At 65.9% G+C, this 15,601-nt stretch carries 13 protein-coding genes; 4 read left to right on the top strand and 9 right to left on the bottom strand.

The features are described 5' to 3' along the window. The 3 genes from B3587_RS10070 to B3587_RS10060 all read left to right on the top strand — a co-directional run. Positions 1-466: serine hydrolase (locus tag B3587_RS10070; RefSeq protein WP_292728307.1), on the top strand; the 466-nt coding region annotated here is incomplete at its 5' end. A 42-nt stretch (positions 467-508) separates the two neighbouring features. Continuing rightward, the gene (locus B3587_RS10065; RefSeq protein ID WP_292728305.1) at positions 509-1,438 is read left to right on the top strand and encodes a PaaX family transcriptional regulator C-terminal domain-containing protein; all 930 of its coding nucleotides are present in this window, start codon (positions 509-511) and stop codon (positions 1,436-1,438) included. Positions 1,439-1,500: 62 nt separating this feature from the next. Then, entirely contained in the window at positions 1,501-4,368 is a 2,868-nt protein-coding gene (locus tag B3587_RS10060) for a DUF6351 family protein (RefSeq protein ID WP_292728303.1), read from the top strand. A 127-nt stretch (positions 4,369-4,495) separates the two neighbouring features. Here B3587_RS10060 and B3587_RS10055 read toward each other — a convergent pair whose 3' ends face one another. From B3587_RS10055 to B3587_RS10020, 8 genes are all read right to left on the bottom strand, one after another. Next, positions 4,496-5,089, bottom strand: a complete 594-nt coding sequence (locus tag B3587_RS10055; RefSeq protein WP_292728301.1) for a PadR family transcriptional regulator — start codon at positions 5,087-5,089, stop codon at positions 4,496-4,498. A 135-nt stretch (positions 5,090-5,224) separates the two neighbouring features. Next, positions 5,225-6,637 carry a vanillate/3-O-methylgallate O-demethylase gene (gene ligM / locus B3587_RS10050; protein ID WP_292728298.1) on the bottom strand — a complete coding sequence of 471 codons (1,413 nt, stop codon included), beginning with the start codon at positions 6,635-6,637 and terminating at the stop codon, positions 5,225-5,227. Between the two features lie 34 nt (positions 6,638-6,671). Continuing rightward, positions 6,672-7,544, bottom strand: coding sequence for a formyltetrahydrofolate deformylase (gene purU / locus B3587_RS10045; protein WP_228178300.1), 873 nt, complete (start codon positions 7,542-7,544; stop codon positions 6,672-6,674). A 19-nt stretch (positions 7,545-7,563) separates the two neighbouring features. Next, positions 7,564-8,433 carry a methylenetetrahydrofolate reductase gene (locus tag B3587_RS10040; protein ID WP_228178301.1) on the bottom strand — a complete coding sequence of 290 codons (870 nt, stop codon included), beginning with the start codon at positions 8,431-8,433 and terminating at the stop codon, positions 7,564-7,566. Between the two features lie 146 nt (positions 8,434-8,579). Further along, positions 8,580-9,089 carry a MarR family winged helix-turn-helix transcriptional regulator gene (locus tag B3587_RS10035; RefSeq protein ID WP_292728295.1) on the bottom strand — a complete coding sequence of 170 codons (510 nt, stop codon included), beginning with the start codon at positions 9,087-9,089 and terminating at the stop codon, positions 8,580-8,582. Positions 9,090-9,198: 109 nt separating this feature from the next. Next, on the bottom strand, positions 9,199-10,695 hold the full coding sequence (locus B3587_RS10030) for an aldehyde dehydrogenase family protein (RefSeq protein WP_292728294.1): 1,497 nt from the start codon (positions 10,693-10,695) through the stop codon (positions 9,199-9,201). A gap of 538 nt (positions 10,696-11,233) precedes the next feature. Further along, a complete protein-coding gene (locus B3587_RS10025) occupies positions 11,234-12,409 on the bottom strand; it encodes a 4-hydroxybenzoate 3-monooxygenase (RefSeq protein WP_228178306.1) in 1,176 nt (391 codons plus the stop codon). 94 nt (positions 12,410-12,503) lie between these two features. Beyond that, positions 12,504-13,256, bottom strand: a complete 753-nt coding sequence (locus tag B3587_RS10020) for an IclR family transcriptional regulator (RefSeq protein WP_228178307.1) — start codon at positions 13,254-13,256, stop codon at positions 12,504-12,506. Positions 13,257-13,365: 109 nt separating this feature from the next. Between B3587_RS10020 and B3587_RS10015 the strand changes: the two genes are divergently transcribed. Next, a complete protein-coding gene (locus tag B3587_RS10015) occupies positions 13,366-14,280 on the top strand; it encodes an NADP-dependent oxidoreductase (protein ID WP_292728292.1) in 915 nt (304 codons plus the stop codon). Positions 14,281-14,289: 9 nt separating this feature from the next. On the opposite strand, the gene B3587_RS10010 is transcribed toward B3587_RS10015, so the two are convergent. Continuing rightward, the coding region (locus B3587_RS10010; RefSeq protein WP_292728290.1) for an aldehyde dehydrogenase family protein at positions 14,290-15,601 on the bottom strand (1,312 nt) is incomplete at its 5' end.

Here is a 15,601-nt window from a genome sequence, read left to right as displayed (position 1 = left end):
CGACCCGGTGCGCGAGCGCATCGATCAGCTCGGACTTACGCGGACGGCGCTGCTCGACCGCGTCCGCGAGGACCGTGGGCCCGATGACGCCCCGCACTTCGCCCTATCGACGACCCGTGATCTGACCACGATGTTCTCGTCCCTCGCGAACGGCCGGGCCGTCTCTGCCGCGGTCAGCGCGCAGGTCACCGGATGGCTCGCATTGAATGCCGATCTCGGGCTCGCCGCTGGCGCCACGGGACTCGACCCGCTCGCTCACGCCGAAACCGCAGAACAGCTGCTCCTGGTGAACAAGACTGGGCGAGACCCCGGCATCCGCGCCGAGGCTGGCGTGCTCGTCGGGCCTCGGGCTGGCGTCGCCTACGCGATGATCGTGCAGTTCACAGAGGAGACGCCGCTCGACCGGTTGCGGGTGCACGATGCGTTCCGGGTATTCGGTGCCGACCTGATGGAGTCCGTGCACTGAGTCTCGCGCGATCGGGGCGGCGCAACCTGCGAGGATATGGTGATGACCACCTCCGGGGTGAACGGTGCTGCGCGTTCACCACGTCGAAACTTTCCCGCACACCAGATACTCACCCTCTTCGGAGACTACTGGTGGGGGGTACCCGAGGCGATACCGACAGGTGCGCTGCTGGCTGGACTCGGTGACCTCGGTGTGAACGAGCCGGCTGCGCGCGCGGCGATTTCGCGCCTCGTCGATCAAGATCTGCTCGAGATGAGCAAAGAGGGCCGCCGAACCAGCCACGCGCTTTCGGAGCGTGGCCAGCGGGTCGTGCGCGACGAAGCCCGGTGGCTGACGAGGTTCGGCTGCAGCGATGTCGAGTGGGACGGGTTGTGGTCTGTCATTGCGTTCACGATCCCCGAGGCGCAACGTTCGCAGCGGCATGTGGCACGGACGCGTTTGCGCTGGCTTGGGTACGCGCCGCTCTATGACGGTGTGTGGATATCTCCGTTCGATACTCGAGAGCAGGCCGAGCAGGTGCTGGGAGAGGCCGGGGTGCCGGATGTGACCTCGTCGCGGTCTGCTCTACGGATGAGTGATCCGGCTGGTCCGGCGCGCGCCTGGAATATGGAAGAGGTCAGGCAGAGCTACCTCGAGTTCATCGCTCGCGCGAACGATCTCGCTCGCGAGCTTGAACCTCTCCCGGCATTCGCAGCTCGAACGGGCCTCATGCTCGCGTGGCAGACTTTCCGCCAGAACGATCCGGACCATCCGTCCGAGATCCTGCCCGTGGACTGGCCGAGACGGGCAGCCCGCTTGGCCTTCGCTCGTGCCTACAACACCCTCGGAGGCCCGGCAGAGCAGCGGATGCACATGCACGTCGCGAAGATCTCTCGGGAGCTCGCCGAGTACGTCACGGTTCAGCGGCTATCCATCGAGTGTCCCCCCTCGACCGGGATCGAAGATGGCGGGAGCACATCGAGAAATAATTAAAAAAACATTGACGATCGTCACTCCAGGTTTTTACTATCGGTGCCAGCGGCAGTGCTGCCGTTGTGGACAACGACGTTCCCTTCCTGGAGGAGTTCATGCACAGATCTCATCCGCGCGCGCCCATCGGCGCGGGCGCTGTCGCGACGGTCGGACTGATCGCCGCCTTACTCGTGCCGTCGCAGGCCGCGATGTCTGCGAGCGACGTAACCCTGGAGGTGGTTTCCAGCAGGCCGGACGCGGTCAGCGCAGGCGACGCCCTCATCTCAGTCGCCGGAGCTGATGAGGCGATGAGGATCACGGCGGCCGGCATTGATGTCACAGATCGCTTCGCGGAGCTGGGGGGCGAACTCGTCGGGCTCGTCGACGGCCTTCCCGAGGGCGTCAGCCAGATCGAGGTCTTGGAGGCGGACGGGAGTTCGGCGGCTGAAATCGAGGTCACCAACCACCCGGCATGGGGCCCCGTCTTCTCGGGACCGCAGCACCCCATGTACTGCACGGCGTCCGATGCGCCCTGGAATCTCGGCCCAACCGATGAGAACTGTCACGTGGCCGAAGCCACGGTCACCTACCGTTACCGCACCACGGGAGGCTCCTTCGCCGACTATCCCACCGACGGAAGCACTCCTGGCGACCTCGCGACCACGACCGTCGAGGGTCAGGAAGTACCGTACATCGTGCGAATTGAGCGCGGCACGATAAACAGGGCTGTTTACGAGTTCGCCGTGATCCGTGAGCCGAGTGAGCCGGAACTCACCCCGTGGACCGCCGGCGACGGCTGGAACGGCAAGCTCGCGTACACCTTCGGCGGCGCATGTGGCGTCGGCTATTGGCAGGGCACGTCAACGGGCGGTGTCGAAAACGACCTGCTGCTGAGCCGCGGCTACGCTGTCGCATCGGGCACATTCAACGTCTACGCCCAGAACTGCAACGACGTCACCAGCGCCGAGACCGCGACGATGGTGAAAGAGCATGTCGTCGAGAGCCTGGGTCCGCTCGAGTACACGATCGGGTACGGCGGATCTGCCGGAACGATGCAGCAGCTGCTGCTATCGAACAACTACCCCGGAATCATCGATGGGGTACTCGGTGAGATCGGGTACCCGGACGAACGGTCCACCACCGTAGCCGGGCACGACTGCCGCAATCTGCTCAACTACTGGAACTCCGATGAAGGTGCCGGCTGGTCGGATGCCGAGAAGCTGGCAGTGACGGGTCACGCGAGCACCTTCACATGCTTCGGCTTCACGTTCTTCGACGGTGTGGATGATCCGAACCGCGGATGCAACAATGCGATTCCGGTCGCCGACCGGTGGTCGCCGAGCAACCCAGAGGGACTGCGCTGCACGATCGCTGACATGGTGAAGAACGTCTATGGCGTGGACTCCGAGGGGCGCGGACTGCGAATCGTGCCCGACAACGTAGGTGTCCAGTACGGCCTCAACGCGCTGCTCGACGACGAGATCTCGATCGACAAGTTCCTGTCGCTGAACGCGAACGCAGGCGGGATGGATGTCGACGGTGCGCGCACCGAGGAGCGTTCGGTTGCCAGCGTGGAAGCCATCCAGCGGGCGTTCGAGACGGGACGTATCAACATGATGACCGGAGGGCTCGAGTACATCCCGGTCATCGAGATCCGTCCGTACACCGACATGCAGGGCGACTTCCACGAGCGCTACCGCTCCGCCATCATCCGCGAGCGGATGCTCGAAGCGTGGGGCAACGCTGACACGCACGTCAGTTGGACGAGTTCGACCAACCCGGCGATCTCGTCGGCGATGCGTGTGTCGGCGCTCGACCGGCTCGAGGAGTGGCTTGACGCAATCGTCGAAGCTGGCGGACCCGGCGATCGGGCTCGAACCGTCGCAGCCCGTCCTGATGGGCTGAGTGACGGCTGCTTCGATTCCGCGGGCGACTTCATCGCTGAGACAGTGGATTACGACGACCCCACCACCGCATGCAACACCCTGTATCCGTATCACTCGGAGCCCCGTTATGAGGCGGGCGAGCCGCTGTCGCGCGACGTAATGAAGTGCCAGCTGGTGGCGCCGCAGCGCTCTGACTATCCGACGATGACAGACCAGCAGTGGGATGAGCTTCAGGCGACCTTCCCCGACGGTGTGTGCGACTGGACGCAGCCAAGCCAGGGGTACGCCGAGTTGGCGGGTACATGGCTGGATTTCGGTACGACGCAGCGAACCGCGCTGACGGGTCCCACGATCAGCGGGGACGCGTACATCGGGGAAACCCTGACCGGTGATGCAAGCTCGTCGACGGGCGGCGCGACCCTCGCGTTCCAGTGGCTCGCCGACGGGGTGCCGATCGAAGGCGAGGATGGTGCGACCTTCGTTCCCACAGCGGCGCAGGACGGCTCGCGCATCACCGTGCGTGTGACAGCGTCCGCTGACGGGTTCGTGCCGGTGACGGCGGTCTCCGAAGTGACCGCCGCGGTGGGTGCGCGCCCGGAGCCGACGCCAACGCCGACCGATCCGACGCCAGACCCGAGCGAGACGCCCGGTGAGGAGTGGGCAACCGTCACTCTGAGCTCCACCAGTGTCGCGCAGGGCGGCTCGTTCACAGTCAATCTCGCGGGACTGGCGCCCGGCCAGCAGGTTGCGGCAACGGTGTACAGCGATCCGTACGTCATCACCGGCATCCCGCCGGCATCGAGCAGCGGCACCGTGTCGTTCACGGTCGCGATCCCTGCGGACTTCACGCCGGGCGCGCACACGCTCGAGATCACGTCAGGCACGCTGGAGCCGATCCGCATCGCGATCGTGGTGCAGCGCGCGGGTGACCTCGGAGCCCTCGGTGCCAACGCGCCGTGGGGACTCGCGCTGGCAGCCGCGCTGCTGATCGCGATCGGCGGTGTGGTCGTCATCCTTCGTCGACGCTTCGCCATGGCAGACGGAAACGGAGACGGAGAAAACTGACACGTCTCAGGTGGACGCGGTCCACCTGAGAGCACTGAGGGGTTCCACTCCGGTGGGGCCCCTCAGTTGCGCCGACTGGACGGATGATTGCCGGGCGCAGCATCGACGTGTCGACGGGCGGCTCGGGTCAGGAGCCGCCGTCGAGCTTGTCGACCAGGTCCAGGCCGCGTCGGGCCCAGGCGATCTCACTCTTGGCCCGTTCCACGAGGCCTTCGTACGCGAAATGCTTGTAGGCCACGATGCGCTCGTGCTCCTGCTCCGGCGACGCCTTCAAGCGCCGTTCCAGCATGGGGTTCGGTGGATCGACGTGGTCGATCTTGCGGAGCTCACCGTCCCACTGGGCGAGTTCGCCTTCCCACTGCTCGATGTGCCGCAGGAAGAACTCTCTGGCGGCCTCCGGTGACGCGGACTCCAGGTACGCGGCGCGCAGGTGGGCTGGGTCGCGTACCCGCTGATACTCGAGCGGGGAGGCCATCCAGGCGAGGAACGCCTGGTCGCCGGCATCCGTGACGTGATACATGCGCCGTGTGCCGCGCTCGCCGCGGGCTTGCTCTTCGGCTTCAATGAGCCCGTCAGCTTCCATCTTGCGCAGTTCCGGGTATATCTGCGAGTCCGGGGCGTGCCAGACATGACCCACGGACTGCGTGAACTGTTTGGCCAGTTCATACCCCGATAGCGGTCCGACCCGCAGCAGCGCGAGGAGCGCGTAGCGAAGGCTCACGGCATGCCCCTTCCTGTCGAATCCGCTCCCGTGATGCTACCGATATGTCGCGAGACTGCACCCGCGCCGCGAGACAGCGTGTTGCGTGTGCTGTCTCGCGGGCAGGATGCAGTCTCGCGGGGTGTTCTCGTCTACTCAGTCGTTCTTGTAGCCGGTGCGCCAGCCGCCGTGGTAGGTCTGGCGGGCGACCGTCGAGTAGGGCACGGGGCTCACGACGACGCGGACCTCAGTCTGCTCGTGCGGTTCGACGGATGCCTTCTTCGAGCCACCGTTCGGCTCGCCCCAGACGACCTTGAGCTCGGTGCCCTCGGGGACATCGGGTGACACGGTAGCCAGCGACAGGCCGCGGCGCTCGTTGGACGAGTAGCCGGTGAACATCGAGTAGCCGACGACCGTTCCATCGGCATCCACGACAGCGTCGTAGTTGGCCGAGCCGTAGTTCGCCAGCGGCAGGTCGAAGAACTTGTAGTTCGGGCCGTCGACGTTCAGCAGCGACGTCCAGACCTTGCCGAGGTCCTCGGCATTCCACGCGAGGGTGACCTTCTTGCGCTGTGCGGCCGGGTCCATCTTCTCGAGCGCGTCGCGACCGATGAAGTCGTGGTCGAACTTGACGAACGACCCGTAGCCGAGCTCCCAGGGCGTCAGGTAGTAGTCCTCGATGTTCTCGGACACGAACGACCCGGCGAGCGTTCCGGTCGCCTCGTACGAGTTCGCCGGCAGCCAGTCACGGTACGCCTGCTCCTCGGCGCCGGTGTAGATCGCGGGAAGCGGGGAAGGAATCCAGCCCGACTCGAGCGTGTTCGACGGGTAAGCCCGCGAACCGACGGGCAGGAGGCCGAACTCGGCGCCAGCCTCGACGATCAGGTCGCGGATCTTGTGGTGGTCGGCGTAGGGGCCCCAGATCTCCAGGCCGGGGGCGCCGGCCATGCCGTGACGCAGAGTACGCACGTTCATGCCGCCGATCTTCATCTCCGACATGTTGAAGAAGCCGAGCTTCTCGAGCGGTCCGCCGTTGAGTTTTTCGATCACGGCCCAGGCGTTCGGGCCCTGGATCTGGAAGCGGTAGTACTTGCGCGAGACGGCGTCACCGTACGGGCGCGAGTTCGAGCGGCGGTCGACCTCGACGTCCAGGTTCTGGTAGCCGCCGGTCTCGCCGTGGAACATGAGCCAGTTCGATGCGGGCGCGCGGCCGACATAGACGTATTCGTCTTCGGCTTCGCGGAACAGGATGCCGTCGCCGATGACGTGTCCCGAAGCCGTCGTGGGAACGTACTGCTTGGCCTTGTTGACCGGGAAGTTCGCGACGGAGTTGATGGCGGTGTCGGAGATCAGCTTGATGGCATCCGACCCCTTGAGGAACACGTTGTCCATGTGGTGGGACTGGTCGTAGAGCACGGCGGTGTCGCGCCACGCCTTCTGTTCCTTGATCCAGTTGGTGAAGTCGGCTGGCACGACGGGGTAGATGTACGAGCCGATCTGGGAGTTGCGCAGCAACTCGACGGGCGATCCCGCCGCGTCGATGACCTGCTGCAGATTCTGAGGTGCCACGATGAACCTTTCTTTGGGGTGGTGATGGTCAGGGTCAGAAGACGACGGTGTGGTTGCCGTGTCGGATGACGCGGTCTTGTGCGTGCCACAGCACGGCGCGCGAGAGGACTGCCCGTTCGACGTCGGCGCCGCGGCGTTGCAGGTCGGCGGCGGAGTCGGCGTGGGTGACCCGTACGACGTCCTGCTCGATGATGGGTCCTTCGTCGAGGTCCTTGGTCACGTAGTGGCTCGTTGCGCCGATCAGCTTCACGCCGCGTTCCTTCGCCTTGCGGTAGGGACCAGCGCCGATGAAGGCGGGAAGGAACGAGTGGTGGATGTTGATGACCGGGACTGCGACGTCGTCGATGAAGTCCTCGGAGAGGATCTGCATGTACCGCGCGAGGACGACGAAGTCGACGTTGCCCGCGAGCAGCTTCACGATCTCGGCTTCGGCAGCCGACTTGTCCGGCCCCTGGGAGGGCACGTGGAAGAACGGGATGCCGAAGCTTCGGACGTCCTCGGCCATGTTGGTGTGATTGGAGATCACCATCGGGATCGATACGGGGAGCTCGCCGCGGCGGTGACGCCACAGCAGATCGAGAAGACAGTGGTCCGAGGTTGAGGCGAGCACTGCCATGCGTTTGGGAATCGACTGGTCGGTGAGTCGCCAGGTCATCCCGTACGGCTCGAGCGTCTCGGCGATGTCGCTTTCGATCTCTTCGAACGCCGCCGTCAAGTCCGGTCGGTGGAAGACGACGCGCTGGAAGAAGGCGCCGCCTTCGGGGTTGTCGGAGTACTGATCAAGACTCACGATGTTCGCCTTGTGGCGCGTGATCAGGCCGGTGACCGCCGCGACCAGGCCGGGCTGGTCAGGGCCGTGGACGATCAGGCAGGCGTGATCGCGCAGTGCTTCGTTGTGTACCGTCATGGCGTCAAGTCCTCCCCGCTCACTTCGCGATGAAGTCGCGGGCCCACGTCGCCGTAGCTTCCAGGCCACCGAACGTGTACATGTGCAGCTTCACGGCGCCGACCGAAGGGTCAGCGTCGAACAGCGCGGCGAGATCGGAAACGAACTTGTCAGGTCCCGCGGAACCCATGAGGTTCGTCAGCGAGAAGCCGTACTTCTTTACGATCATCGCGTTGGCTCCCACGCCGAAGCGCGACGCGAACGAGATGAGGCGCTTGATGCCGGCGGGGCCGGGCGTGCCGAGGCGGATCTGGGTGTCGATGCCGCGGTCGCGAACACCCTTGATCCACGCCATCACCGGGTCGGTGTCGAAGCTGAACTGGGTGAGGATCACGGCATCCAGGCCGGCATCCTTCAGGGCGGCAGATTTGTCTTCGAGGTGCTGCCACAGGACGTCGGTGGCGATGTCGGGGTGGCCCTCGGGGTAGCCGGCGATCGACACCTCCTTGACGCCGTACTGCTGCAGGACTCCCGAACGGATCATCGTCAGCGCGTCGGGGTAGGGGCCCTCCGGCGTCGCGGGGTCGCCGCCGACCGCGAACACGTGCTCGGTGGCGCCGATCTCGGCAAGTGCGCTGAGGAATTCCTCGAGCTGCGCCTGGGATGCGATGCGGCGCGCAGAGATGTGCGGGACGGGGACGAACCCGAGCTCTTTGACGGCCTTGGCTGCAGCTACCCGCATCGGCAGGTCTTCGTTCCCGAGGAAGGTCACGTTGACCTTCGTCCCGGCCGGGATGAGCGAGGCGGCCTCGGTGAGACCGACGACGTCCTTCTCTTTTCCGGTGATCTCGAGGGAGTAGCCCTCGACGAGACGTTTGGCCGACTCGGTCGTCGGTGTGGCGTGTGCCATGGCGAGTGGTCCTTTCCGCTGCCAGGAGTGCGTCGTTGCAGTCTGCAGCAATTTTACCTATGGGCATAGGCAATGTCTAGAGGTACGAAAGCGAGGAGGGGATACCCGACGCCCGGTCGGATATCCCCTCCTCGGGAAGGCGCCGCTCAGCGCGCTCGGCTCGCGGCGGTCTCGTTCTCGAGGATCTGCAGCTCGCGCGCGTCGACGAGCATCCGCTGCAGCAGAGCATTGAGGCTCGTGATCTCGTCGGGTGAGAGGTGGGCGAGGATGATGTCCTGGCCCCTCATCGAGATCGGGAGCATGTCGTCGTGCATCTCGACGCCGTCGCGTGTCAGGTACATGGGCCGGGAACCCCGGGGGCCGTCCATCAGGACGATCAGCCCCCTGCCGACGAGCGTGTTCACGCTCTTGGAGACCACTGCCTTGTTGACGCCGATGAACTCGGAGACCTCGGTCGCGGAGAATCCGGGGTTAAGCGCCAGGACCGAAATCACCCGCCAGTCGTTGGTGCCGAGGCCGAAACGGCGTCTCAGCTCGTTCGATTCTCGCCACACCAGAGCATTGGACAGCAGCGCGAGCAGGCGCGGCGTGAAGTTATCGGGGTCGACGGTGTTCTGAAGTGGTTCCCACTGGATGCGTTGATCGAGCCGGTCCATGTGGTCCTTCGCGCGTCGGGATCTGAGTCTGGTCGGGTTGGGAGTGACAGTAGTAGACGATCGGGGTCGGGCGAGGAATCTGCCCGACCCCGATCGTGTGAGGTGCTTCTTAGTGCGCCATCGCCGCGAGGGCTTCGGGGTCGATGGTTGCGATCGAGCGGGTGTCCTGGAACGCACGGATGCCTTCGATACCCTGCTCGCGACCGATGCCGGACTGCTTCATGCCGCCGAACGGAGCACGCAGGTCGAGGCGGGTGGCGCCGTGGTCGTTGACCCAGACGTATCCGCACTCGAGCGCGCCTCCCACCCGCTGAGCAGCTTCGGGGCTTCCCGTCCACACCGACCCGCACAGGCCTGCCCAGGTGTCGTTGGCCAGGCGGATGGCGTCGTCTTCGGAGTCGAAGGGGATGATCGGGATGACGGGGCCGAACTGCTCCATGGTGACAACGCGCAGGTTCGGGTCGGGGTCTACCACGATCGCCGGGCGCATGAAGTTGCCGCCCGCGAGCTCCCCACCGGGCAGCTCGCCGAACTCGCGCACGTCGGCGCCGGCATCCTTGGCCTCCTGGATGAGTTCCTCCACGAACGCTTTCTGCGCCGACGAGTGGAGCGGGCCCATCGTGGTCCCCTCATCGAGGCCGTACCCGATGACTGCCTTGCTCAGGCGGTCGGACAGACCGTTCACGACCTCGTCGAGGCGCGAGCGGTGCACGTAGACGCGCTTGGCGTTCATGCAGATCTGGCCGGTGGTGTCGTAGATCGCGGCGTACAGGCGGTCAAGGTGGGTGTCGTCGATGACAGCGTCTTCGAGGAAGATCGCCGCGTCGTTGCCGCCCAGTTCCAGGGTGACCCGAGTGAGCGTCTTCGAGGCCATCTCCATCATCCGCTTGCCGCCGTTCACCGATCCGGTGAAGCAAACCTTTGCGATGTCGGTGTTCTGAATCAGGCCCGACATGTTCTCGTCCTTGCCGGTGACGATGTTCAGCACCCCGGGCGGGAGCTTCTCTGCTACGCGCTGCACGAGCTTGGCGGTGGCAAGCGGCGCGGTCAGCGGCGGCTTGACGATCGCCGTGTTCCCGGCCAGCAGCGCGTGCGGAAGGGCTGCGCCCAGGATCGCGATCGGCCAGTTGAACGGGACGATGATCGTGGTCACACCCAGCGGCTGGTACGACACCTTCGTGTCGACGGGGATCGCGCCGGGCACCGCGGGGAGGGTGTGGTCGGTGTCGACCTCGTCGGCGAGCATGAGAGCAAGGTTCCAGCGGATCTCGAACACGAGTGCGTCGACCCACGCCTCGAAGCGGACCTTGCCGTTCTCTTGCGACAGGATCGCCGCGTCCTCGTCACGGTCATCCGCGATCCCGGCGATCGCCTCGGCCATCAGGCGTGCGCGCTCTTTCGCGCCCAGAGCCGCCCACGCCGGAAAAGCCTCTTTCGCGGCAGCAACCGCGTCGGCGACGTCCTGCGTCGAAGCGGACGCGGCCTCGCCGACAACCGCGCCCGGCTTTCCTGGGTCCGCGATCTTCAGCGTCTCGTCGGTGAACCGTTCGGTTCCTCCGATGAACAGACCGGTCCGTACACCAGCCTGCGTCAACGTGTCAGACATCCTGCACCTCTCTGTGTGTTGTCTTCCTGATTTCGGATGCCGTAGCACCCTCCCCGCGCCGGGCGGCGCGAGTCCATTGTGCAGCGCCGTCGTGGCGTTGGTAACCGTCTTCGGACAATTCGGATGCCGCGGGAGACGTCCGACCATGCCGTGCACCCAATCACCAGGATGACGCTTCAACGAGTTTAGGTGCATTCCTGTTTACTTGTAAATGAGTTTGTGTTAGCGTCACTGCGTCGCCCCGGCTGAGCCGGTGGCCACCCGAACGAGAGTCGATGATGACCCCCGCGGTCCGTCGCTCTCCTGTCATCGATGAGGAGGCATGTGATGGGTCGAACGTCCCCTGTAGCGCAGGAGCGTCGGAGCGTCGAGGAACTCGAGGATCTCGCTTTCGAGCTTCGTCAGAAGCTCCTGAACCTGTGCGGTACGTACGAGGGAGCAGTGCACATCGGCGGTGATCTGTCCTCTGCCGACATCTTCACCGTGCTGTTCGAGTACGGACTTAATGTCGACCCCACCAACCTCGGCGCCCGGCTCCTTACGCGAACTGCCAGCCCGTGTAGGCCTCCGCGAGGTAGGTCTGGCCTGCTTCGGACTCGACGACCGAACGCAGCTCGCCGATCTGGCGGCGGCGATCGAAGTCGGATGCCTCGGGAGTCAGGTGCAGCATGCTCGTCATCCACCAGGAGAAGTGCTGAGCCTTCCAGATGCGCTGCAGGGCCGTCTCGGCGTAAGAATCCAGCAGGCGCTCGTCGCCGTCGTTGAGCAGCGCTCCGAGTGCCCGGTCGAGCAGTACGACGTCGGCGACGGCGAGGTTCATGCCCTTGGCTCCCGTCGGCGGAACGGTGTGGGCGGCATCCCCGACAAGGGCCGCGCGTCCGCGCCGCAGTTCGTAAGCGACGAAGCTGCGGAACCGCAGCACGTCCCGCTGGAAGATGGGCCCCTCCTGCAGCGTCGTGCCGGGAACGCACGATTGCAGGGTCTCCCAGATCTCGGCCTCGCTCATCGCGTTCGGATCGGTCTCCGGATCGCACTGGAAGTACATCCGCTGCACGGTGGCGCTGCGCTGGCTGATGAGAGCGAAGCCGCTCGGGGAGTTGCTGTAGATCAGCTCTTCCGAGCTTGGTGGCGCTTCGCACAGGATGCCGAACCAGGCGAACGGATACTCGCGGAAGTATCCGCCGGTCGACGATCCGGTGACGGCGGCGCGGACCAGGCTGCGGGAGCCGTCACCGCCCACGATGAAGTCGGCCTCAATCTCCAGCGGCGAGCCGTCAGGGTTCGTCGCGAACACGCGGGGTCGATCGGTCTCGATGTCTTCGACACGGTCGACGGTGACACCGAACCGAAGATCCTGCCCGGCAGCCAGGCGTACCGCGATCAGGTCGATGAGCACCTCGTGCTGCGGGAAGAGCCAGACACTGCGACCCGTGAGCGCGGGGAAGTCGATCCGATGCCCCTCGCCCTGGAACCGAAGCTCGATGCCGTCGTGGCGGTTTCCGACAGACTTCACGCGCGGGGAGGCGCCGGTCTCGTCGAGGAGCTGCACGGTGGGGTATTCCAGGATGCCGGCGCGGATCGTCTTCTCGATCTCCTCGCGGGTGCGCTGATCGAGCACGATCGAGTCGATGCCTCGGGCGGCAAGAAGGTGTGACAGCAGCAGCCCGGCGGGGCCGGCGCCGACAATGGCAACCTGAGTGCGGACGGTGGACATGGCGTCTCCTTCGACGGATGCGGGTCTCCGCCGAGTCTGCAACATCAGACCGGTTCGAACCGGCACTTTCCCATTGAACGGGACCAGATCGCGGTCAGAGTCGCTGGCGTCGAAGATCGCTCTCGATCGCTGCGACTGCATCCCGCAGCGCGGCGACCGCCGGCGTCGGGTCGGCATCCCGGGGAAGCACGACGGATAACGCGGCCACGACTTCGCCTTCGTGGCGAAGCGGAACCGCCACACCCGTGGACACCGACTGAATCGATCCGGGCGCGATAGCCACACCGTCGCGTCGGATCCCCGCAATCACGCGCTCGAGTGTCCGCGGGTCGGTGATGGTCTCGCCTGACACGGCGCGCAACGGGCCGCCCAGAACACTCGCGCGCACCGCCGCCGGCGCGTAGGCGAGCAGGACGAGGCCCGACGACGAGGCGTGCAGCGGAAGCCGACCAGCGATGCGGGTGATGTTGGCACCGGCATCCGGATGCGAGAGACGTTCGATGAACAGCGCTTCATCCTTCTCGCGTACGGCGAGCTGCGTGTGCTCGCGGATCGTCGTTTGCACCGCCTCCATGTGAGGGAGGGCCGCCGTTCGCAGGCGTAGTGCCGAGGATCCGCGCAGGGCGAGTTCCCACAGGCGCATGCCCAGGCGGATCTGCGCATCCTCGTCCCGATCGAGCAGGCCGGCCGAAACGAGGTCATCCACGATGCGGTGGGCGCTGGAGGACGGGAGCCCCGACCGTCGACCGATCTCGGATGCCGACTGCACGGTCCGTTCGGACGTGAAGGTCTCCAGGACGCGCACGATGCGCTCTGTCATCGAGTCACCGGTGGGCGAGTTCGCCATGGCGACAGCTTGGCATGTGCCGAACAGCCACGCAGCCGCCGAGGTTTCCCTGCGGATTCATATCGCCCTGCTCGGTCCGCATCGGCGCCCGCCTCGCTACGCTCGAGGTATGACCCGCGCAGCGATGTACAACGAAGTCGGAGGACCCGAGGTCCTGTTCGTGACCGAGGTCGAAGACCCTTCGCCGGGCGCACGGAAGGTGCTGGTCGCCGTCGAAGCTGCCGGGCTGAACCCCTACGACGCGAAGGCTCGCGGCGGATTCATCCCCTCGGACGCCCCGTTTCCGCGACGCATCGGTGGCGACTTCGCCGGCTCAGTCCTTGCAGCCGGTGAGGGGGCTGCCTACCCGGATGGCACGCCGGTCGCTGTCGGGGATGCCGTCATGGGTCGCGCTGCGGGTGCGATCGCCGAGCAGGTGATCGCGAATGCCGCAGAGATCGCTCGGCGGCCCGAGGGGCTCGCGGTCGAGGTGGCGGGTGGCCTGCATGTTGCCGGTCTCACGGCGGTTTCGTGTCTGGCTACGGTGCCGGTCGGCGAGGACGATGTCGTGCTGGTGGGCGGCGCGAGCGGCGCTGTCGGTCTCGTGGCGTCGCAGCTTGCGATCGCCCGCGGCGCGCGGGTGATCGGTTCGGCATCCGTGGCCAACCACGACTTCTTGCGGTCGCTCGGGATCGAGCCAGTTGAGTACGGCGAGGGGCTCGCCGAGCGAGTGCGCCATCTCGGCGAGATCACCGCGGTCATGGACTGCCACGGCCGCGACGCACTGGATGTGGGAATCGAACTTGGCGTCTCGGTCGACCGGATGGTCGCGATCGCCGCCTACGCGGCCCTCGATGAGCTGGGAGTGCACAACGTCGAGCGTGCAGCCCGCACGCCCGAGAACCTGAGGGCCCTCGGCGAAGACATTGCCGCCGGCAGAATCGTCTTCCCCGTTGTGGCGACCTACCCGCTCGATGAGGTGGTGGCAGCGTTCCAGGCGCTCGAGTCCTCGCACGAACCGGGCAAGATCGTCATCCTTCCCTGACGACGAACCTCAGGCGCGCCAGACCGTCTTCAGGTTCATGAACTCACGGATGCCGGCAGCGGCAAGCTCTCGCCCGACGCCAGAGTTCTTGATGCCCCCGAACGGCAATTCCGGGTGCGAGACGGTCATGCCGTTGACGAACACGGCGCCGGCTTCGAGGCGGTCGATGAACCATTCGATCTCGTCGTCGTCGGTGCTCCACAGCGAGGAGGACAGCCCGAACGTCGTCGCGTTGGCGATCTCGACGGCCTCCTCACGGGAGTCGACGCGAAACACCGTGGCCACCGGGCCGAAGGCCTCCTCCTGGAACAGGCGCATATCCCGCGTGACACCGGCGAGGACCGTCGGCGGGTAAAACCAGCCCGGTCGGTCGGGGACCGAGCCGCCGGTCAACGCCTCGGCGCCGTGCGAGAGGGCATCATCGACGAGCTCAGCGAGTTCGTCCCGGCCGCTCTCGGTCGCAACGGGGCCTACGTCGGTGCCCTCGTCGAGGGGGTCGCCAACGCGCAGCGCTGCGGTCTTCTCCACGAACCGTGCCACGAAATCGTCGTAGACGTCGGTGTGGACGATGAACCGCTTGGCAGCGATGCAGGACTGTCCGTTGTTCTGGTTACGCGCGGTCACCGCGACCGATGCCGCGGCCTCGAGATCCGCTGTCGGCATCACGACGAACGGATCCGAGCCGCCGAGCTCGAGCACGACGTGCTTGACCTCGCTGCCCGCGATCGACGCCAGAGAGCGGCCCGCAGGTTCTGATCCGGTGAGGGTGGCCGCGACCACCCGCGAGTCGCGCAGGACCCGCTCTACTCCGGATGCCGGGATGAGCAGCGTGTGGAACGAGCCGACGGGGAACCCGGCGCGCTCGAACAGGGTGTCGAGGTAGAGCGCCGAGCGGGGAACGTTCGAAGCGTGCTTGAGTAGCCCCGTATTGCCGGCCATGAGCGCCGGGGCGGCAAAGCGCATGACCTGCCACAGCGGGTAGTTCCACGGCATGACGGCGAGCACGATGCCCAGCGGCGCCCAGCGGGTTCCGGCCGCGGACGCCTTCACCGAGGACGGGTCAGCGAGCGTCTCGGCTGCGAGGAAGTCCTCGGCGTTGTCGGCGTAGAACCGGCATCCGCGAGCGCACTTGAGTACCTCAGCGCGAGACTGGGCGAGGGGACGCCCCATCTCGATCGTGATGGTGCGCGCCATCTCGTCGGCATCAGCCTCCAGCAGTTCGGCGGCGCGGCGCATCCATCCTGCGCGCTCAGCGAACGTCGTGTCGCGCAGGGCGACGAACGCCGACTGTGCGGCAGCAATGCGGCGCTCGACCTCGGCC

This window comes from Microbacterium sp. UBA837 (assembly GCF_002296025.1).
Taxonomy (GTDB): domain Bacteria; phylum Actinomycetota; class Actinomycetes; order Actinomycetales; family Microbacteriaceae; genus Microbacterium.
Note: the sequence above shows the minus strand (reverse complement) of the source record. Positions and strands in the feature narration are given on the sequence as shown.